This window comes from Mucilaginibacter pedocola, assembly GCF_002013915.1.
GTDB classification, from domain to species: Bacteria; Bacteroidota; Bacteroidia; order Sphingobacteriales; family Sphingobacteriaceae; genus Mucilaginibacter; species Mucilaginibacter pedocola.
The window spans coordinates 1-21,722 of the sequence record NZ_MBTF01000008.1; the positions used below are offsets into that span (position 1 = coordinate 1).

The 21,722-nt window shown below is 48.1% G+C and carries 15 protein-coding genes; 9 read left to right on the forward strand and 6 right to left on the reverse strand.

What is annotated here, in order from left to right:
- Positions 1-286: 286 nt before the first annotated feature.
- From BC343_RS10430 to BC343_RS10455, 6 genes are all read left to right on the forward strand, one after another.
- Entirely contained in the window at positions 287-1,324 is a 1,038-nt protein-coding gene (locus BC343_RS10430) for an IS110 family RNA-guided transposase (RefSeq protein ID WP_078347728.1), read from the forward strand.
- Positions 1,325-1,603: 279 nt separating this feature from the next.
- The gene (locus BC343_RS10435; protein ID WP_078347729.1) at positions 1,604-2,557 is read left to right on the forward strand and encodes a dihydrodipicolinate synthase family protein; all 954 of its coding nucleotides are present in this window, start codon (positions 1,604-1,606) and stop codon (positions 2,555-2,557) included.
- Positions 2,558-2,848: 291 nt separating this feature from the next.
- On the forward strand, positions 2,849-4,426 hold the full coding sequence (locus tag BC343_RS10440; RefSeq protein ID WP_078347730.1) for an aldehyde dehydrogenase (NADP(+)): 1,578 nt from the start codon (positions 2,849-2,851) through the stop codon (positions 4,424-4,426).
- A 97-nt stretch (positions 4,427-4,523) separates the two neighbouring features.
- Positions 4,524-5,525: a 4-hydroxyproline epimerase gene (locus BC343_RS10445; RefSeq protein ID WP_078347731.1), complete on the forward strand. Its 1,002-nt coding sequence runs from the start codon at positions 4,524-4,526 to the stop codon at positions 5,523-5,525.
- A gap of 115 nt (positions 5,526-5,640) precedes the next feature.
- Positions 5,641-6,882, forward strand: coding sequence for an NAD(P)/FAD-dependent oxidoreductase (locus BC343_RS10450; RefSeq protein ID WP_078347732.1), 1,242 nt, complete (start codon positions 5,641-5,643; stop codon positions 6,880-6,882).
- Between the two features lie 41 nt (positions 6,883-6,923).
- Positions 6,924-7,811 (forward strand): AraC family transcriptional regulator, encoded by an 888-nt coding sequence (locus tag BC343_RS10455; RefSeq protein WP_078347733.1) that lies wholly within the window; start codon positions 6,924-6,926, stop codon positions 7,809-7,811.
- 1 nt (position 7,812) lies between these two features.
- Here the strand turns inward: BC343_RS10455 and BC343_RS10460 are convergent, their stop codons facing one another.
- Positions 7,813-8,751 (reverse strand): hypothetical protein, encoded by a 939-nt coding sequence (locus BC343_RS10460; protein ID WP_078347734.1) that lies wholly within the window; start codon positions 8,749-8,751, stop codon positions 7,813-7,815.
- 162 nt (positions 8,752-8,913) lie between these two features.
- Entirely contained in the window at positions 8,914-9,978 is a 1,065-nt protein-coding gene (locus tag BC343_RS10465; RefSeq protein WP_238381751.1) for a fatty acid desaturase, read from the reverse strand.
- Positions 9,979-10,130: 152 nt separating this feature from the next.
- On the opposite strand from BC343_RS10465, the gene BC343_RS10470 reads away from it, so the two are divergent.
- Positions 10,131-10,544: an EamA family transporter gene (locus BC343_RS10470; protein WP_078347736.1), complete on the forward strand. Its 414-nt coding sequence runs from the start codon at positions 10,131-10,133 to the stop codon at positions 10,542-10,544.
- 180 nt (positions 10,545-10,724) lie between these two features.
- Here the strand turns inward: BC343_RS10470 and BC343_RS10475 are convergent, their stop codons facing one another.
- Both BC343_RS10475 and BC343_RS10480 read right to left on the reverse strand, forming a co-directional pair.
- A complete protein-coding gene (locus BC343_RS10475) occupies positions 10,725-11,621 on the reverse strand; it encodes an MBL fold metallo-hydrolase (protein ID WP_078347847.1) in 897 nt (298 codons plus the stop codon).
- Positions 11,622-11,729: 108 nt separating this feature from the next.
- Positions 11,730-12,593, reverse strand: a complete 864-nt coding sequence (locus BC343_RS10480; protein WP_078347737.1) for an alpha/beta hydrolase — start codon at positions 12,591-12,593, stop codon at positions 11,730-11,732.
- Between the two features lie 333 nt (positions 12,594-12,926).
- Between BC343_RS10480 and BC343_RS10490 the strand changes: the two genes are divergently transcribed.
- The gene (locus BC343_RS10490; protein ID WP_078347739.1) at positions 12,927-14,180 is read left to right on the forward strand and encodes a serpin family protein; all 1,254 of its coding nucleotides are present in this window, start codon (positions 12,927-12,929) and stop codon (positions 14,178-14,180) included.
- 556 nt (positions 14,181-14,736) lie between these two features.
- Here BC343_RS10490 and BC343_RS10495 read toward each other — a convergent pair.
- On the reverse strand, positions 14,737-17,295 hold the full coding sequence (locus tag BC343_RS10495) for a phosphocholine-specific phospholipase C (protein WP_238381752.1): 2,559 nt from the start codon (positions 17,293-17,295) through the stop codon (positions 14,737-14,739).
- A 336-nt stretch (positions 17,296-17,631) separates the two neighbouring features.
- Between BC343_RS10495 and BC343_RS10505 the strand changes: the two genes are divergently transcribed.
- Positions 17,632-18,936, forward strand: coding sequence for an alpha-L-fucosidase (locus BC343_RS10505; protein ID WP_078347741.1), 1,305 nt, complete (start codon positions 17,632-17,634; stop codon positions 18,934-18,936).
- 231 nt (positions 18,937-19,167) lie between these two features.
- Here the strand turns inward: BC343_RS10505 and BC343_RS10510 are convergent, their stop codons facing one another.
- The gene (locus tag BC343_RS10510; RefSeq protein ID WP_078347742.1) at positions 19,168-21,636 is read right to left on the reverse strand and encodes an outer membrane beta-barrel family protein; all 2,469 of its coding nucleotides are present in this window, start codon (positions 21,634-21,636) and stop codon (positions 19,168-19,170) included.
- Positions 21,637-21,722 lie beyond the last annotated feature (86 nt).

Here is a 21,722-nt window from a genome sequence, read left to right on the forward strand (position 1 = left end):
CGGCGAGTTGACTCACCCCGACACCGCTATCGCTTGTCGACCCTCCTATGTTTGCTGTTAGAATATAAGCAAATAGATTTGTATTCGAAAGTGAGGAGGGATGAGAGCAGATGACGACCCAAACAACCTGTTGGTATGTTGACAGAGAGAAGCTGCCTCATTCCTTTTTACCCATTGGCGCTTGAACAGAATGTAAGGAATATTGCATAGCGGTATATCCAGGATATCCAGCAGGAGAAAAGGCGAAGTTGGGTTTTCACTTTTAATAATTTATTAAAAGGAAACGATGGCAAACATTTTAAAACAGGTTGTAGGGATAGACGTAGCACAAAACGAACTAGTAGTTTCCCTTGGCAGGATGGATGAAACTGCGGAGAAAGAAGTTTATGCATTCAGGCAGTTCGCAAATAAGCCCTCCGGCTTTAAAGCGCTGGAGTCATGGGTAAAGCAAAGGGCAAACAAAGAAGTCCCGGTACGTTATGTTATGGAAGCGACAGGCGTTTACCACGAGAAACTGGCTTACCATCTATCAGGGCAAGGGCATGAGGTAAGCATATTGCTGCCGAACAAGGTGAGCAACTATATGAAGAGCCTTGACCTGAAGACCGTTACTGATAAAACGGCATCGCAGGCTATCTGCCAGTTCGGGCTGGAGAGGAAGTACGAACTATGGCAACAGCCAAAAAAGGTATACCGCGACTTAAAGCAGTTGACGCGCGAACGGGACCAAATAGTAGCAGAGCGTACAGTAAGCAAGAACCAACTGCATGCAGAGCAAGCCGAAGCTTTCCCGAATGAGAATAGCATTGCCAGGCTTGAACAGCGAATCGGGCTATGCAACATTCAGGAAAAAGAGATAAAGGTAGAGATAGCAGGATTGATAAAACAAGATAAGGAACTGGCAGCAAGGATAAAGAACGTTGCTACAGCGCCGGGAATAGGCTGGCTTACCGTGGTAATAGCAGTAGCCGAAACGAATGGGTTCGACCTGGTACGGAACAAAAAGCAATTGATAGGCTACAGTGGGTTGGATGTGGAAGAAAAGGAGTCGGGGACATCTGTAAAGAAGAAGCCTAAGATATCAAAAAAGGGGAACCGTCATTTGCGTAAAGCAATGCATATGCCTGCTTTAACAGCCATTCGTGTAGATGAACGCTTTAAAGCTATCTATGTAAGGCTGGTATCGAAACATGGGATAAAAATGAAAGCAGCAGTAGCGGTCCAAAGACGGCTATTGGAACTCGTTTATACGCTATGGGTTACCAACAAGCCTTATGATAAAAAACACGTACACCGGTCTGTTGAAAATATCAAAACCCTATAAATGGGTTAGGGCAGCCATCAATGACGGACTGCCCTAAACAGGCTGGCATAAAGCCGCCTTAATGAAACAAAATTAAAAAGAATACTTGACAGTTAACACAGAATCTCTCTGCTTCGCAAAGAGGGTTTTAGAAAGAGAATGCAACTCACCTTCTTTTCCGCAGGAAGAGAGGGTCGGGCAGCGATAGCGAACCCGGGGTGAGTAAAATAGCGACGCGGGGCGCGATGTGAAGCTTCGCCCTGTAATGACGTAGAATTTTAATAAAGTAAATAATAATATATGAGCATAACATGGAAAGGGGTTTTCCCGGCGGTAACAACCAAGTTTACCGATAACGACGAATTGGATTTTGACGCATTTGATGCAAACATTGAGGCGCAGATTGAGGCAGGTGTAGACGGTATCGTACTGGGCGGTTCGCTTGGTGAAGCAAGTGTGCTAAGTGATACTGAAAAAGATGCCCTGCTGGCACATGCTGTAAAACTGGTTAACAAGCGTGTTTATGTGATCATGAACATTGCTGAGCAAACTACCAAAGCTGCCTTGCAATGCGCTGCCAATGCCGAAAAATTGGGTGCCGATGGTTTGATGATGCTGCCGCCGCTGCGTTATAAAGCAGATGATGCCGAAACCGTGAAATACTTTACCGATGTGGCTAAAAGCACCAAGCTGCCTATCATGATATACAACAACCCTTACGATTACAAAATTGAGGTTACGTTGGATATGTTCGAGGAACTTGCCAAATACGAGAACATACAGGCGGTAAAAGAATCAACCCGCGATGTAAGCAACGTTACCCGTATGATAAACCGCTTCGGCAACAGGTTCGCTATCATGACAGGTGTAGATACCCTGGCGCTGGAAAGCTTGTTTATGGGTGCCGATGGCTGGATAGCCGGTTTGGTTGATGCCTTCCCGAAAGAGACCGTTGCTGTTTACCGTTTGGCTAAAGCCGAGCGCATGAAAGAGGCTTTGGCTATTTACCGCTGGTTTTTACCGGTGCTGGAGCTGGATATCCACCCTAAACTGGTACAATACATTAAATTGGCGGAAAGCGTAACCGGCTTAGGTACCGAAACCGTTCGCCTGCCACGCCTTAAAATTACCGGCGAAGAGCGCGATAGGGTATTAGGCGTTATCAAACACGCTGTAAAACATCGCCCGGAATTGCCTGTTGGTAGCTGGGGTGTAGAGGTTGAGGCCGAAGTGGATGTAACCGGCGTTAGTTAAGCTTTAGCTTCAGAGTCAAGAGATAAGAATCAAGAGACAAGAGGCGCTCTGCCCAATACCACAAAACTTAACCATCATGTCATTTCGAACGAACAGAGGGGGAGGCATAGCGGGAAAGGGTGAGGAGAAATCTTGTTCAGTATGAAAGGCGGTCGCGCAAAGTCGTTACGCATAGGCACAATGCGTAACTGCTCATCGCTCGTACAAGATTTATCTTCGCCCCCTCGCTCATTTTCCTACCCGCATGCTCATCGAAATGACATGGCGGGTTATTGTTATTAGATCAACCATATGAACACACAAAACATAATAGGCTACAGCTTTTTGCCGGCGACAGGCAAAAGCTTTAAAGCGGTAAACCCGTCTACGAACGGCCAACTGGATGGCGATTTTGCTGTTGCCACCGTTGCTGATGCTGATGCAGCCATGCAATTGGCCGCAAAGGCATTTGAAACCTACCGCCATACCGATGCCAAAACAAAAGCCGCCTTTTTACGCAGCATCGCGGAGGGTATTACCGCCCTGGGCGACGAGCTGCTTAACCGTTGCTCTGCAGAGAGTGGTTTACCTATTCCGCGCTTAACGGGCGAACGGGGCCGCACCACAGGCCAGCTAAATATGTACGCCAACCTGCTGGAAGAAGGCAGTTGGGTAGAGGCTGTAATAGATACCGCTATTCCCGACCGCACGCCGCTGCCACGTATAGATATCCGCAAAATGATGGTGCCAATTGGTCCGGCAGTTGTTTTTGGGGCGAGTAATTTCCCTATGGCGTTCTCGGTTGCCGGTGGCGATACCGTTTCTGCGTTAGCTGCAGGTTGCCCCGTGGTGGTAAAAGCACACCCTGCGCACCCGGGTGCCAGCGCATTGGTTGCCGAAGTAATTATGCAGGCCGCTAAAAAGCACAATTTGCCCGAAGGTGTTTTCTCGCATTTATTCGACGATGGTTACGCCGTTGGCGAAGCATTGGTGAAACACCCTCAAACTAAAATAGTAACCTTTACCGGTTCGCTTAAAGGCGGTATGGCATTGGTGAAAATGGCGCGCGAACGCGATGAGCCAATCCCCGTATTTGCCGAAATGGGCAGCATAAACCCCGTGGTACTATTACCGCAAGCATTGCAGAACCGCGCCGAAGAATTGGCCAAAACCTACGCCGAATCTATCACCATTAGCGCAGGGCAGTTTTGCACCAATCCGGGCTTGCTGCTGGCGGTTAAGTCGGAAGGTTTGGATAGGTTTAAGGAAGCCCTGGCGCAAGGTATTGCTAATGTTGGCTCTGCCACTATGCTTACCGCGGGTATATGCAATAATTACCAAAAACTGGCTACTGAAAGGCTGGGCGATGAGGCGGTTACCGTTATCCGTAAATCGGACAAACTGAATACCGAAAACGTTAACCAAGCTTTAGCGGCTGTCAGCGAGATATCTGCTGCCGATTTCCTTGCTGACGAGAAATTTAAAGAGGAAGTGTTCGGCCCATTCAGCATACTGGTAGTGGCCGATGATATAGCGCAACTGGAGCAGGTGCTTGATAGTTTGCAAGGGCAACTTACCGCTACTATTATGGCGGAGAAAGAGGAACTGGCTTTATATGGTGAGGTCATCAATAAGCTATCATTCAGAGCCGGCCGCGTTATACTGAACGGCCCGCCAACGGGTGTAGAGGTAGGTAATGCTATCCAGCATGGTGGCCCATTCCCGGCAACATCTGATAGTCGTTTCACATCGGTAGGTACCGGCGCTATCAAGCGTTTTGTACGCCCGCTGGCCTGGCAAAACTGGGATAACGCCCTGCTGCCCGATGCCCTGAAAGAGGGTAATCCGCTTGGTATTTGGCGCTTATTTAATAATGAATGGACGAAATAGTGAGTGGTGATTGGAGAGTGGTGAATGGTTGTAAAATCGCATATCATTCACCACCACACCAACCACTCACCACTTAACCATTTACTACTCACCAACCATGAATAAAACATTCTTCTGTATAGATGCACACACTTGCGGTAACCCCGTGAGGCTGGTTGCCGGTGGCGGCCCCAATTTAACGGGTGCCAACATGAGCGAAAAACGCCAGCACTTTTTAAAAGAGTACGATTGGATACGCAAAGGCCTGATGTTTGAGCCGCGCGGGCACGATATGATGAGCGGCAGTATACTGTACCCGCCGCACGACCCTGCTAATGACGTTGCGGTATTGTTCATCGAAACCAGCGGGTGCCTGCCAATGTGCGGGCATGGTACCATAGGCACCATCACTATCGCGGTAGAAGAAGGGCTCATCACTCCAAAAACTCCCGGTATTATCCGTATGGAAGCGCCGGCGGGTTTGGTACTCATCTCGTATAAACAGGAGGGTAAAAAGGTAAAGTCGGTAAAGCTGGTGAATGTACCTGCTTATCTCGATTCGGAAGGTTTAGAGGTAGAATGCCCCGACTTAGGTACCTTAACCGTAGACGTTGCTTACGGCGGTAATTTCTACGCCATAGTTGACCCACAGGAGAATTTCGGCGGGTTAGAAAACTACACTGCCGACCAGCTCATCTCCTGGAGCAGGGAATTGCGCAAGCGTATCAACGAGAAATATACTTTCGTTCACCCCGAAAACCCAACTATCAATACCTGCACACACATCCTTTGGGCAGGCAAAACCATATCGCCGGATGCCACTGCTCGTAACGCGGTGTTCTATGGCGACAAGGCGATAGATAGGTCGCCCTGCGGTACAGGTACATCGGCACGTATGGCGCAATGGCATGCTAAAGGTAAACTAAAGAAGGGCGATCAGTTCGTTCACGAAAGTATCATCGGCAGCCAGTTCATCGGCACGGTAGAGGATGAGGTAACATTAGGCGGCAAGCCCGCCATCATCCCCGGCATAGAAGGCTGGGCGAAAGTATACGGCTACAATACTATCAAAATTGATGACGAAGACGATCCGTATGCGTTTGGGTTCCAGGTGATATAAAGGCGCAAGCCCCACCCAAACCCTCTCCGCTGGCTAGCGGAAGGGCTTTAATAATAAGCAACATAATTAATAAGTAAATCAAAAAGTTCCCCCTTAAGGGGGGAGGGGGCTGAGCATGAGATCGATCATCATAGGCGGAGGAATAATTGGGCTGTTTTCGGCGTATTACCTTAAAAAAGCAGGTTGGGAAATAGAGATTTTAGACCAGGGCGATATGCAGGATAACTGCTCGTTCGGTAATGCGGGGATGATAGTGCCGAGCCATTTTGTGCCCTTGGCAGCGCCGGGCATGATAGAGCAGGGCATCCGCTGGATGTTCGATAGCAAGAGCCCTTTTTATGTAAAGCCATCACTAAACAGCGAACTAATAGGCTGGGGACTGAAGTTTTTAAAAGCAGCCAATAAAAAGCATGTAGAGCGTTCGGCAACCGTGCTGCGCGATCTTTCGCTGCTTAGTAAACAACTCTACAACGATTTCAACCAAACAGCAGGCTTCGATTTCGAACTGGCAGAAAAAGGCATTATGATGCTTTACAAAACTGCTAAGGTAGAGGAAGAGGAACACCATACCGCCGATAAAGCACGTTCTCTGGGGCTGGATGTACAAAACCTTACTGCTGCCGAATGCCGCGCCCTGCAACCCGATGTAGAACTGGATGTATTAGGTGCCGTGCTTTACCATTGCGATGCACACCTCTACCCAAACAAGCTGATGCCGGGGCTTACCAAATACCTCGAGGCAGCAGGTGTCAAAATTCACCGCAACACCCCTGTAACCAATATCGAACGTGAGAATAGTAAGGTAACTTCGGTATATAGCAACGATAAGCAATTTAAGGCGGATAAATTTGTATTAGCAACAGGTTCCTGGTCGCCGGCGGTAGCTAAACTGGCAGGCGTAAATGTACCGCTGATGCCGGGTAAAGGCTACTCGTTCATGTTTCCCGAGCCGCAGGGGCGCCTTACTATACCCGCCCTGCTTTGCGAGGCAAGGGTATCGGTAACGCCTATGGGTAACAACATCCGCTTTGGTGGTACTATGGAAATAGGCAAAATGAACGACAAAATAAACATGAACCGTGTAGCGGGTATAGTAGAATCTATCCCGAAATACTTCCCCGGCTTTCAACCAGCTTTGCCGCAGCAAAAGGATATCTGGTACGGTTTCCGCCCATGCTCGCCCGATGGTTTGCCTTATATAGGGCAGTCGGCAAAGTACAGCAACCTCACTGTAGCCACCGGCCACGGCATGATGGGGCTGAGCCTTGCACCGGCCACAGGTAAGCTGGTAGAAGAAGTGCTGAATGAGAAACCAGTATCAACGGATATCAATTTATTTTCGCCAAACAGATATTAAGCAACAAAACTAACCTCTGCTCACCACTCACTAATCTCTAATTGAAAGTCCTCCCATTTACCATACCGGTGCCGCATGGGCAAACTATTATAGTGCAGGAGGAACTGTTGCCGCATTTTTACCCGCACCTGCATCGCCATGCCGAAATACAGGTTACTTGGGTGCAGGAGGGTGAGGGCACTTTGCTGGCGGGTAACAGCATGCATCCTTTCAGTGGGGGCGAGGTGTTTTTATTGGGTGCCAATCAGCCGCACTTGTTTAAAAGCAGCCCCGAGTATTTTGCTGAAGGAAGCGAGAAGCAGGTAAGAGCCGTTAGTGTGTTTTTTAACCCTAACGGTAAATTGTTATCGCTTTTTAACCTGCCCGAGATGCAAGGCGTGCAGGCGTTTATATCCCAATGGAAGAACGGGTTTAAAATCCCCGACGCTGCGGCAGAAGCATTTGCCAAAAAAATAGAACAGGTGCAACATGCCACAGGTGCCGGGCAGTTAGCTTTGCTGATAGATATGCTGAACGCCATGAGCAGTACCGAAGACCAGGTACCCTTATCGGCAGATAGCCTAACTTACTCTATGACTGACCCAGAGGGGGCACGCATTGCGTCGGTATATAATTATATCATGCACCACTACAGTAGCGCGCTCACCTTGGATGAAGTTGCACGGCTGGCGCATTTAACCCCCAATGCATTTTGCCGCTATTTTAAAAAGCACACCCGCACTACCTTTGTGGCTTTTGTAAACAAGGTGAGGGTGAATGAGGCTTGCAAAATGCTGTTGAACGGTAACCTCAATAACATAGCCGATGTGGCCTACAGCTGCGGTTTCAGCAGCATCACCAACTTTAATTACGTGTTCAAAAATGTGGCGGGGAAATCGCCGAGGGATTATATTAGCCAGTACTCGGGCGCGGTAAAAGCTACGCGGTAGGTTAATTAGGTGTTGGGTAGTAATAAATAGGAGCGAACACGCCCTCACTGGTGGTGTAGTAACCTTTTCCATCGGGCGTAAAGCCTATAGCTTCGCCTTGTTTCTCCTGTTTGTAGGGCAATTCGCGCGCGGGGCGTTGCATGGCCTGCCAGGCATGCTCGTTAGGCTGGCGGTTCCAGTAATAAACTTTCTCGTAGCTTTTCAGCAGTATTTTCGAGCCGTCTTTTGATATATCGCCGGCGGTTACCCATTTAAACGGCTTTATGCCTTTAAAATAAAGTTTGGCTCTAAAGGTCATGGTAACGGTATCGTCGTACTTGTATTTCAATGGCGAGGTGAAAACTTCTACCGTATCGCGGCGTTTGGTTACAATGTAAAATAGCTTTTCAATAGGGTCGATCATTAATGTCTCACAATCCTTGGCACCGTCGGGGTATTGCAGGTTAATGGGCCATGTTTTGGTATTGGCCACACTGTCGCGCCCCCATGCCTTGCTTTCTTCGGCGCGGTACACGGTTATAAATTTCCGTTGCGAACCGTTATCGCCTACATCGCCTATATAAACATAGCTTTTGCCTTTAGCAGGGCCGGGGCCAACAGCAATGTCCTCAACATCCAGCGCGCCGAGGTGCTGCTTATGCCCCTGGTAATATATAGTGGTGCGTAATTTACCATCAGGTGTAATGGCAAAAAAACGGCTGGTGTCGCCGCTATCGTTATGTACGTAGTAAATGCCGTTGTTTAAGGTAGATGCTGTAATGCCCGATGTTTCGTCCATTTCCTTATCCTGCAGGCGGCCTTCAGGTTGTTCCTTCCTGTCAATAAGCCGGTGCTTGGCATAAGCGCCCACAAACATCAGCACAACCACGGGTATCAGTATATTTAATTTTCGTCGTCGGCTCATGTCTTTTTCGGCATTATTAACAGCTGGTTGCTTCATTTATTATCAAGTTAGTAGCAAATGTTGCAATATGTTAACAAAAATAGCATAAAAATGCCAATGTTATGCAAAGTGCTACGCATAGCGTACTTGTGCTTCAATAAAAAAGCCGTCCGCAGGGTAGCGAACGGCTTTCGAATATTTGGATGCAAAAGCGACCGTTTAGGCTACTGCCGGCGTGTCTGTTTTTACGTTTTGAGTCATTTCAATATCCGGTTTGCTGGTATCGGTAATAGCAACTTTACCACGGTCGCGGCGCAGGATACGGTTGAATAACGATATCTCCCTGTCGAACAAAAACTGGAAGAACAGCTTGGTCCACGAGGTGTGGTAGTACAAAGTATCGTAGAACTCCGGAGCAGCCTTTTTAATTTCCGGCAACTTGTTCCATGGGATAGAAGGGAAATCGTGGTGCTCGTTGTGGAAGCCTACGTTGAAGGCCACTGTGTTCAATGGGCCGTAGTAGCTGTAAGTTTCTTGTTCAACGCTATGGGTAAGGTAATGCTCCTGTATCCAGCGGGCGCCAAGCGGGTGCAAACCAACCGAGAATGAGAAGCTTAGCAGCAGGAAAACCAACGAATGCGCACCCATAAAGTACACAATGGCGGTAGTAAATGCTGCTTGCAGCAACCAGTTGGTTAATATCCAGCCATCAAAAGGGTGAATTTCGCGCAGGCGCGATAAACGGAACAACTGGAAAATAGGGAAGAACAACAACCAAATGGCTTTGCCGAAAAATGAATTGCTGATGAGTTTTGCTTCCCAGCGGTTTGGTAAGTCGGCATCCAGTTCGTGTACGCCCTGGAACGAGTGGTGTTTAATGTGGTATTTCTCGAAAGAGATAGCGCTTGGCAATATTTGCGGCAAGTTGGCAAACATGGAGGCCCAGCGGTTGGCATTGCGGTTTTTGAATAGCAGTTGGTGAGTACATTCGTGTATCATCACAAACAGGGCATGGTCGGCAAAGGCGCCAAGGAAATAGGCGGCTCCAACTACCAGCCACCACGACTGATCGCGCAGGAACCAGGCCAGTATCACCTGGAAAGCTACCAGCCCAATAATGGCAAATATGGTGTTAGGGTTTTTACCTATAAGCTTCCGCAGTTCGGGAAACTTCTTTAGTATTTTTTTCGTTCGGATGCGGTGCGGTTCAGACTCGCTCGAATAAACAAAATCGGTTTTCTTCATGTTAGGGTTAAAACGATGAAGATAGGCAAATCGTGCCATAAAAAACATTTTATTGTAAAATTTTTATCGCTTTAAATTTCCGAAAAGTAATTTTTATTTCGTACGGGGAAAATTTCTACTTCAGTTTTTTCACAGTTTTCCCTGAGATATTTGTATTAACCCGATAATAACAGTTTGTAAAGTTTTAAATTATGTGGTGGATATACGCCCTCTTATCAGCCCTGTTCGCTGCCCTCACAGCCATATTTGCCAAAGTTGGCATAAAAGGAGTAGATACCGACCTGGCCACGGCCATACGCACAGTAGTGATATTGCTGATAGCCTGGGCAATAGTTTTATACAAAGGCGCAGGTGCCGGAATGAACGGCTTAACCAAGCAAAACTGGATATTCCTTTGCCTTTCGGGATGCGCCACGGGGCTATCGTGGATATTTTATTTTAAGGCACTGCAAGCGGGCAAGGTATCACAGGTGGCACCTGTCGATAAGCTGAGTGTGGCGATCGCCATAGCTCTTTCGGTAATTTTCCTGGGCGAGCCATTAACCCTTAAATCTGCATCGGGCGCAGCGCTTATTATAGCAGGCACGCTGGTGTTGATATTTTGATGAAGAAAATGTAGTTGTTCTTAAATTCCCTCCTTGGGGAGGGGTGGGGGAGAAATGTGCGCAAATGCAGGGAGGGGTTTAGCCACAAAGCATAACCGTTGCATTGTTCGCTAAACCCCTTCCTACACCTTCCCCAGGGAAGGAATCGCACATTTCCCCTGCACTTTGCTCGTTTGTAATTTACGCCGTCAATTCCTCATACGCCGCCGTTAAACTGCGTTGTATGCCATCGCCCTGCCAAAGTGTTACGCCGGGGATAGCTTTTGCTGCTAATACTTCATCCTTTGTTTTACCGGCTTTTATGCTGCTTTCTACAAAGGCTACCAGTTTCTCCATGTAGTCCTGCATTTGCTTAACATCTTCGGTGGTACCAATAACCTTTAATGGTTCAAAAGCGTGGCCGAAAACGTATTGCGTGTTTTTGTCGAAATGTTTGGTAGCGGCTTCCAGCGCCAGCGGCCAGTGTTTGCAGGATGCACCTGCCGAGCGGTCGATGTACGGGTGCATTTTGTTGAACACCATATCGCCGGTGTGTACTATGTTGGCATGTTCAAAATGTATAAAGGCATCGCCATTGGTATGCCCCGCGCCAAAGTAATTGCCGCTGATGGTTTCATCACCTACTTTTACTTTCCATTTATCGGTAAAGGTAGTGTCGGGGTAAAGTTGCTGGTCGGCCTTGCCTTGTTTTTCGGCTGCAGCTTTTTGGTTTGTTAACGAGTTGGCATGCGCGGCCACATTTTTGGCAATAACTTTAAAGGCGATGTTGCCGCTGGTATGGTCGCCGTGGTGATGGGTGTTCACCAGCCATTGAAAAGGCTTGTCGCTTTTCTTTTGCATTTCGGCTATCAGGTGCGGCGCCGTGTTCGGGAACTGCGCATCAACCACCACAATACCTTCTTTATTCACCATCCAGGCAATGGTGCCGCCCTGTTCAATAAATATCCCAACGTTGTTGCGTAGGGGGATGATTTGGTAAGCCGGGTCGGCCAGTAAAGCAGCAAAACTGCGGTTGCCAAAAAGCGCCAACGCGCCGGCGGTGAAAGCGGTGTTCTTTAAAAAGTGTCTTCTTTGCATTTTTTGAGTGCTGTTTTTTAGTCCATGGTCCATAGTCGATGGTCCATGGTAAGATATGATGAAAGTTATGGTCCTGCCATGGTCTATGGACCATCGACTATGGACTCACTAATACTGATGAAACGCCTGCGACACAAACTCCAGTACTACAGGCAGCGATGCACGCCAGTAGGTCCAGTTATGGGCGCCGTCGCGTATGCGGTACTCGTGCGGGATGTCTTTCTTACGCATCAGGTTATGCACCAGTCCATTCCCTTCGTACAAAAAGTCGTCGTCGCCGCAATCAATAAACCAGCGAACGGCTTTCTTGTTGGCATCCGTCATGTTGTTTATCAAAGGCAATACGCTGTACTTGTTATAATAGTTGCTTACGGTGCTATCGGCAAGCGTAACATTTGGGTTCATTTTGGTGATCGCTCCCTTGGCATCCTCCAAAGTAAGGAAACCGGTAGCCGCGCTCAGCGGACAAGCAGACGAAAACAATTCCGGGTGGTGCAAGGCGTAAACAAAGCTACCGCCGCCGCCCATACTCAGGCCGGCTATGGCACGGAAACGTTTCTCAGCTTTTACATGGTATTTCTTCTCTACATAAGGCATCAACTCGTTGAAAAAGAAATCCTCGTAATTCCAATCACCTTTTATATCGTTATAATAGCCGCGGCGGCCGGTGTTGGCATCTGGCATTACAACGATCATTGGTGTTGCCACGCCATCTCTGATGGCCTTATCGGCAATGTTTTGTATCTCGCCAAATTGTACCCAGCCGGTCTGGTCGTCGCCGGCACCGTGCAGCAGGTATAATATAGGGTAGCTGCGGCCGCTGGTTTCGTAATCGGCGGGCAGGTAAACGGCAAACTTGCGTTCGCTTTTCAGTATTTTACTGTTTACGGTTAAGTTATCGAAAACCTTACTGTTTTGAGCGAACAAAAAGGCAGGGCAAAGCACAAGCAGTACAGATAGCAGTTTTTTCATCAGGATAAGTTTTTAGTTTGGTTAGGCGCAATTGGGGTTTATTGCGTGGCTTAAAAATAGGGAAAAAATGCGGGAATGCATCCGTGTAGATTTGACAACTTTTTAAAAGTTGTCAAATCTTTTAATGTTGTGGGCGTTCCCTTCGGCCGGGCTATCCGTTGCAACTCCTCGCCCTTTCCTTCGCACCTGCCTTCCCGCGGCTCTGGGGTTTCCACTTCTATCCCTAACGCGGGTTTTCGGGATATAAATATATTTTCCGCTCCCTGTATCATCCTAAAAACCAACCGCGTAATGCTATTATAAACCAGGTGAAAATATATTAATACTGATCTTATGAAACGCAAATTTCCGCTGCTGCTTTGTTTGGCAATTACTGCCCTTGTTTCCTGCAATAAAAACGATGGCATTGATACCAATGAGGGTAAGAGCCTGGCGCTTACCCCCGCCGAGCAACAAAAAGCAGCAGCGGACAATGCGTTCACCCTGAAACTTTTTAAAAACATTGCCGCCTCGGGCGACGAAAACAAAAACCTTTTCCTCTCTCCCCTAAGCGTAAGCTTCGCCGTAGGCATGACGGCCAACGGCGCCAAAGGCGAAACGCTCGATGGTATCAACAACGCCATGAACTTTACGGGTTTCGCCCAACCTGCTATCAACAGCTATTACAATAAGCTCATTACCGAATTGCCCAATCTGGAGCCTAATACTAAACTCAGCGTTGCCAACTCTATTTGGTACCGCCAGGGGCTGGAAGTATTGCAGCCCTTTATCGATGTAAATACCGCCAGCTACCAGGCCAAAGTGCAGGCGCTTGATTTTGCCAGGCCCGAAGCAAAAACCACTATCAATAATTGGGTGAGCGAGAAAACCAATGGCAAAATACCTTCTATCGTAGACGCCATCAGTGGCGATGCGCAGATGTTCCTCATCAACGCCATCTATTTCAAAAGTATCTGGAAGGCTAAGTTTGATGCGGCCAATACCAAAAAGCGTGCGTTCACCCTGCCCAATAACAGCACCGTGCAAACCGATTTTATGTCGGCAAAAATTGAGTACAAGAACAATATTGTAACCGATAACGACAAAACCGTAACCATTGCTGAGTTCCCTTATGCGCACGACAGGTTTAGTATGGTGGCTATTTTGCCTGCCGAGGGTGTGTCGGCCAAACAACTGTTAGCCGGTATCGATTCTGCAAAATGGAACAGCTGGATGGCCGGGCTGGGTACCCAAACCAGCGAGATATTACTGCCCAAATTTAAGTTCTCTTGCTTCACATCGCTAAACGCCCCACTTATAAGCCTGGGTATGGGCAAGGCCTTTAGCAATACTGCCGACTTTACCGGCATACGTGCCGCCGGTGGCCTGCAAATAACCGATGTAAAACACAAAGCCTTTGTAGAGGTAAACGAGCAAGGTACCGAAGCCGCCGCCGTAACATCGGTAGAGATAGGTGTTACTTCCTCTGCACCCAGGCCAACGCTGGAATTTAACCGCCCCTTCATCTTCGCCATCCGCGAGGTTAAAACCGGGCTGGTACTGTTTGCAGGTATAGTAAATAACCCAACGCTGACGGGCGAGGAGTAGGGTTAAGTCTGAAGTCCGCAGTCGGAAAGTCTGAAAGACGGAATGTTTTCACCGCAATTGCGAGCCGCAGTGGGCAGGGTTGGTGATTTGGGGCGGCGTGGCAATCTCGTAGCGGCGGTTGTAGCATGTGGTTAGGCCGGCGAGAGTAAGGGTTAACATAACTTAACACATTTTAGCTTTTTTGTATTATTAAGTATTTGATTATTAGTTATTTAATATTTTTGGTAGCTGTTTTTGTGTTAGTCTTAGTGTTTTTATTCTAAGTTATTGATTATAAATACTTTATGAGATATTGAAGTCTTTTGGTTTTATCATCGTTGTGGTTGGGCACGAGTACGCCCCCGCTTTTACCCCGCGCTGCATACTCGCGCCAGGCGAAGAGTAGTCTTAAGTCCGCGGTCTGAAGTCGGAAAGTCAGAAAGACGAACGAGAGATATGCAAAAAATAAAAGGCCGTAAATCCATCTTCGGGATTTGCGGCCTTTTTATCTTCCGGACTTTCGGTCTTGCCGACTTCCCGACTTAAGACTTAATACTTCGGACTTAAGACTTCCTGTTTACACCACCCCACCCATCAACGGATCGGTAAAGCTATGCCTGCCGGTTTCTACACGACCGGCGTAGCGCTTCTCGAAGTTGGCGAAGCCTTTTACGCGGATGGTAAAATCGTACCAGCCGTGGCTTTTTTGCAGGTTGAGCACCAGCGGGGCAAAGCGTGCTGCATTGAATACATTGCGGCTAAGCGGCGCGGCTTTGTAGGCGTTATCAATAATTTCTACCGTGAGCGGTTTGCTGCTGCCCGAGCTTAGCATTACCTCGATATTGCCTGTAAGCTTTTTGCCTGTAACGTCTTTTTGGTATTGCACATCAATGGCCACATCCGGGTTTTGGGCACTGCCTTTGTATTCGCGGAAGAAACCGTTGGGGCCATAGGTGCGCAGGTGGTATATGCCGTTCTCAAAATCGCTCAATGCCCATTCGTCGTTAAGGGTATCGCCGGCAGTGAGGGCATAGCTCCAGTTGCGGGCGGTTTCCATGGTGCCGGGTTTCAGCAAGCTGGTGTGCTTGCCGGGTGCGTATACGTTGAAAGGTGCGCCAATTGCTTGTTTACCAAAGGCTGCATCGCCTGCCTTAAACTCAATGCTGAAAGTTTTTTTATCGTCGCTCAGGCGGCCATCGGCATACAATTCGTAAGGCAGTGCGTACGAGTGTTTAATGCCTGTTTCCTGTTTCGGCATCAGCGACGATGCGTGGCGGTTGCTTTTAATCAATGCGACGTCGGCTGTGTTCAGCTTTTTATAGGTTGGTAAGCCTTTAAATTTCGCTTTGTGGATGCCTTCCGCAACTTTATCCCTGTCTAAAAACACAGGGTTGGTTATCGGCTCGCCGTTATATGGGCGGAAGGCCGAGGTAAGGTCGCCGCAAACGGTACGGCGCCAGTCGCTGATGTTGTGTTCTTTTACTTCTTTACCGGTTTTTACTTTCAGGAATTTCTCCAGGAACTGCAGGCTCGAGGTGTGGTCGAACACTTCCGAGTTCACCCAGCCGCCGCGGCTCCAGGGCGAAGCTATCACCATAGGTACACGGTAGCCCAAACCAATGGCGCTTTCGCGGTCGTAATGCGTCGGGAAATCTTTGCGTTCCTGTTCTTGTTCCAGCGTTACAAATTCCACGCGGGTATCTATCCCTTTTGATACTTTGCCGGTACCTTCTTTATGGGAGTGCGGCGCAACGAATGGCGGAATATGGTCAAAGTAGCCATCATTCTCGTCGTACGTTAATACAAATATGGTTTTCTTCCATACCTCTGGGTTTTGGGTAAGGATATCTAATACTTCTGATACATACCATGAGCCATACCATGGCGCGCCGGGGTGGTCGGAGAAGTTTTCGGGTGCTACCAGCCACGATACTGTAGGCAATTTGCCCGTTTTTACATCCTCCCTAAACTGGTAAAGTACATCGCTTTTGGGCACCTGCATTTCGCGGGCGGTGCCGTTATCATCGTACTTCAGCGTAGTTAGTTCGCGGTAATGCGCATCGTTGCGGTTGGTATCAAACCCCTTTTGGTGTATGGCTTTTTCTTTGGCCGATAGTTTATCAAAGGCACCCGGCTCCATCAATTTTGGATTTGCCTTGATATCTGCCAGTTGTTCCTGCATCCATTGCAGCTCGCGTTTTAGTTGTTTGGCTTGCTTATCATCGGCAGGCAGGGCGCTTATTTTCTTTTCGGTTTCGGCAATTCTTGCGGGTAGCATCTCCGCCATTTTCTTACGGAAAACGGTATGCTTATCGTGCAGCTTTACATTGTATTGTTCAAAAAACTCCAGCGGGTTATCAGTAAAGTTCGATAGCCACGAATCTTCCTCGCCCTCAAAACCGCTTGGTATGCTCAGTTCGTTTTGGTAGCATTTCCAGCTAATGCCGGCCTCTTCCAAACGCTCGGGGTAGGTGGTCCAGTTCAGGGTGCCAAAATCTGCATCCTCGTTCCAAACCCTCGGGCGTACGGTTTCGCTTTGCTTTTCGCGTATGGTGCCCGACCAAAAGTACAGCCTGTTGGGCGTAGTGCCCGTAAGCGACGAGCAGAAGTTTTGGTCGCACACGGTAAAGGCATCTGCCAATGCATAGTTAAAAGGCAGGTCCTCGCGGGTGTGGTAACCCAGGGTGAGCGGCATATTCTTATACTCCGGATTGCCCGACTTTTTCTCCTGCAGCCATTGGTCAAATTTGCCATCGTTACGGGCATTCACCTGGTTGGTCCAGCTATGCGGCAACGAACTCATCCAGGTAGATTTGGTATTCTTAATATCCAAATGGAAAGGGGCGAAGGTTTCGCCCTTCTCGTTAGTTTGCAGCCAAACCGGGTTTTGGTTGGGCAGGGTAATGGCCCGCGGGTCATTATAGCCGCGTACGCCTTTCAGCATACCAAAACAATGGTCGAACGAGCGGTTCTCCTGCATCAGGAAAACTACGTGCTCGGCATCGTGCCAGGTGCTGCCCACAGCAGGGTTTATTGCCAATGCTTTTTGAATAGATGGGGGTAGCACGCTGCTAAGGCCCGCCGCGCCGGTAAGCAGGGCGGCCTTCTTTAAAAAATCTCTGCGAGAATCTATCATGTGGTAAATATATCAAACAAGTTTAAGGATACTAAAAATTCCCTCCTTGGGGAGGGGTGCGGCGGGAATGAGCGCAAAGGCAGGGAGGGGTTAATGGATATGCAATGCGTTTTTGTATTGTGGCTAAACCCCTACCTCCTCCTTCCCCAAGGAAGGAATCGCACATTTCCTTCGCTCTTTCATCCTCGTATCATAGCGATGGGTTTCAAACCCATCGCTACCAAAACAATTCCAGCCACAACATTACCTATCCACTATTAACTACAAATAATATAAACGTAAATCTTACGCTTAAACATAAAATACCTAAATTCCCTGCCTAAAACAAAATACACTATGCTACGGAAGATTACCCTCGTTGCCGCCCTGTTTTTGGCGCTCAATGCAAACCTATTTGCCCAAACCGCGCCATATCAGCCCACTGCCGATAACCTTGCCGCCCGCAAGAAGTTTCAGGAACTAAAGTTTGGCCTGTTTATCCATTGGGGTATTTACAGTATACTGGGTGCCGGCGAATGGGTAATGTACGAGAAAAAGATACCTTACGATAGCTACAAGCGCCTGGCTGGCTTTTTTAACCCGCAGGACTTTAATGCCAAAGAATGGGTTGCATTTGCTAAAAAAGCAGGGATGAAGTATATCACCATCACTTCGCGCCACCATGATGGTTTCAGCATGTTCGGCACTAAACTATCGCCCTATAATATTGTGGATGCCACGCCTTACCATAAAGACCCATTGATGGAGTTGGCCAAAGAGTGCGAGAAAGAAGGCATCGAACTGCATTTCTATTATTCGCTGCTGGATTGGGGCAGGCCCGATTATGCTTTTGGCAGCAAAATAGTGAACGGCAAACCCGAGAAAGGCGATTGGGATAGCTATATCAACTTTATGAAAGGGCAGCTTACCGAGCTTATTACCAAGTACCCGGCCGTAAAAGGCATCTGGTTCGATGGGCATTGGGAACGCAAGGAAGTTAACTGGCACTACAACGAAATTTATGGCTTGATACATAAACTGAACCCTGCCATATTGATAGGTAACAACCACCACGAGGCGGTGATAGACGGCGAAGATTTCCAGTTATTTGAAAAAGACCTGCCCGGCGCCAACACCACAGGCTTTGCGCCCGACCAAAAAATTGGCACCCTGCCACTGGAAACCTGCGAAACTATTAACAATAGCTGGGGCTTTAATATTACCGACCGCAGCTTTAAATCATCCAAACAGATCATCCATTACTTAGTGAACGCCGCCGGCCGCGATGCTAACTTTTTGCTGAACATTGGCCCAATGCCAAACGGCAAAATACAATCGGAATTTACCGATACGCTGGCCATTGTGGGCGACTGGATACAGAAGAACGGCGAAAGCGTTTACCATACCCGCGGTAATGCCATACCACCACAACCATGGGGTGTAGCTACTGTAAATGGCAAAAACATGTACGCCCACGTAACAACAGCACCCGCCGAGCCTTACGTATTTATTCCGCAGATAAAAGAGAAGGTGGCTTCGGTAGCTTTGCTGAATGGCGGAACTGCACTGAAGTTTAAGCAACAACCCGAAGGGATATTTGTGTATACCAACGGCGTTAAAATGGACCCGGTGGATACGATAATAAAACTGACGGTGAAGTAGGCGTTGTGTTGGTGGTTATTTAACCGCAAAGTGCGCAGAGAGAGAACCGCAAAGTTCGCAAAGCCTATCATGTTCATTTAAAGAAAAACGCCAAGTCGCGTGAAGTTTTAACTTCTTTGCGGCTTGGCGTCTTTGCGTGAGATAAAAAAACTTTGCGCTCTTTGCGTTAAACGGCACGCAAATTCTTTGCGGCCTTTACGGTTAAATAGCCACTGCTATTATCGAACGCTATTATCTTCCACCACCATCACCCTGTGGCATATTGTTATTATCTTCCCCTTTGTCTTTATCCTTTTTAGAGAACTCCAGCTTGCCGAATTTATAGCTCAGCGTTATGCCGAACGACCTCAGCGGCATCTGCCTGATGTTTACCTGGTTAAAGTTGGTGCCGTAAGTTGTGCCCTGTTGCGTTATGTAGCGGTTGAAAGGGTTAGCGGTAACAAAGCCAATACTTGCTTTTTTGTTCATGAATTGCTTGCGGACGGCAATATTATAGAAGAAGAAATGCGGGCGTGTTCCCTGCAGGTTCTTCTGCGATGAATTGTAGTTGGCAAACGCCTCGGCCATCAAATCGTGCGGGAACTGGTAGCTGGCATTCAGGTTTATGCGGTAGGCAAAGCCTGTTACTTTTGCAATGCCCGGGTTGGTGTTGGTACGGCTCACAAAAAACATATTGGTACGCAGGTTCAATTTCCCTATAGGCAACGAACCCGAAAGGTTACCGCCAATGCTGGTTTGCGTGCCTATGTTGCTGCGCTGGTTCAGCAATACGTTGGGGTATACCCGCCCGTTAACGTCCAGCGAATCGAAAGGAGTGGTGTACTGCTGTATATCGTCAATATTGTGGCGGTAAAAGCTACCGATGTAAATATTGCCCCCGCTATCGAAAGATCGGTTGTAGCCCATCTCTATGCCATGGCTTTTCTCGGGCTTCAGGTTGGGGTTACCCGTGCTGATGTTGTGCGGGTCGCTGATGTTGAAGAAGGGGTTGAGGTCGCCATAGTCGGGGCGCTCTACGCGGTAGCTGTAGCTGGCCTTGATGGTTTGCGTGGCGCTTAGTTTATGCGATAGCGTTAACGATGGTACTATGGTGTTATAACCCGGAATAACCACACCCGGAAAATCTGCTGAGGTATTGGTGTACTCGTCCCTGAAGCCCGCCTTTACATCTAAAAACTCTTTGAATAACGAGGTTGAAACCGAAAGGTAACCCGCGTAAACCTGGCGCTTGTAGTTGAAACCGTAGGTTTGGTCGAGGTTGTCAACAAAGCTGCCATTGTTCAGCAGCGTATCAGTATTCACCACGTTTTTGATGCTTTGCAACACTACCTTGGCACCGGTTTCCAGCGTGAATTTTTTGCTGAAGGGCTGCACGTAATCTATCGAAATATTGGTTTCACGGTCGTTACCCGGGTTGTTACTTTGCGAGCCGCTGGTAGGGTAGCCACCTGTTAAATATTGCTGCTGGTTAAAGTACGAGAAGGTGTTTTTGCCATAGCTGGTGGTGTATAATACATCCAGCTCCTGCCCCTCGGTTTTAAACTGTTTTTTGTAGCCGATGCTGATATCGGTAGCGTTCACTTTAAAGCGACTGTCGGATGTTCGCTGGCTGAGCAGTTGCGATATGGTGCTGCCATCGGCCATAAACCTTTGCTCATCCTGGTTGCTTAGTCCGCTGTTGTGGTTGCCAAAGTGGTTAAAGCCAATGGTAGCGGTAAGCTCATCTTTTGGCGAAATGCTCCAGTTAAAGCTTAAGCCCGATTGGTAGCCGCTGCGTGTTTGCGTATTGTTGCCGCTTTGGGTCAAATTGGTAAGATTGCCCTGCGAATCGGTAGAAGATCGGAAGTTTCTGTTCAGCCCTGTAGTTTTCAGTTGCGCATTGCCGCTAAAGAACGCATTCACCCCGAAGTTGCCTTTACGGGCGTTGAGGTTAAAGGAGCCATTCTCGAACCTGGTACCTGCCGAGAGGTTCACGCTGCCGTTGATGCCTTCCACCTTGCTATCTTTCAGGATGATGTTTACGATACCGCCTGTACCCGCAGCATCGTATTTAGCACCGGGGCTGGTAATAACTTCGATGCTTTTTATCTGGCTGGCGGGAATAGCTTGTAGCGCATCGGCCAGGCTGGCACCGAAGATGCTTGATGGTTTACCATTGATGAGAAAGCGCACGTTGGCATTGCCCTGCAACTCCACGTTGCCATCAATGTCGACAGAAATTTGAGGTACTTTCTTTAATACATCCAGCGCAACGCCACCCTGTGCGGTAAGGTCGTTAGCGGCATTGTACACCATTTTGTCTATGCGGTTTTCAATGATGGGGGCTTTAGCCGTAATGGTTACACCTTTTAGTTGTGTTTGCAGTGGTTCCAGCAAAATGTTGGCCAGGGCAGGTGTTCCGGTACCATCGGTAACTGTTACATGATCTATGGTAGTGCGTTTGTAGCCAATAAAATCAACTGTAACCTTATAGTCGCCTGCCGGTATATTATCTATACTGAATGTGCCTTTGGCATCGGTGCTCATGCCGTTGAAGGGGCTGGTTGCGCCTTGTTTATATACCGCAATGGTAGCGTAATCAACAGGGAGCTTGGTAGCGGCATCGGTAACTTTGCCGTTTATTTTGCCTTTGCCGGTGCCTTGTGCAAAGCTTGTTGCCGAAAATAAGAGAATGAAAAGTAGTGATAATACCGTTCGCATGCAGATGTTGTGTTTTTTAGAACCACAAATCTGACAAACAAAATTGGATTAAAACTGAGTTTAAGCTTGCGTTACGGAATTGTTAC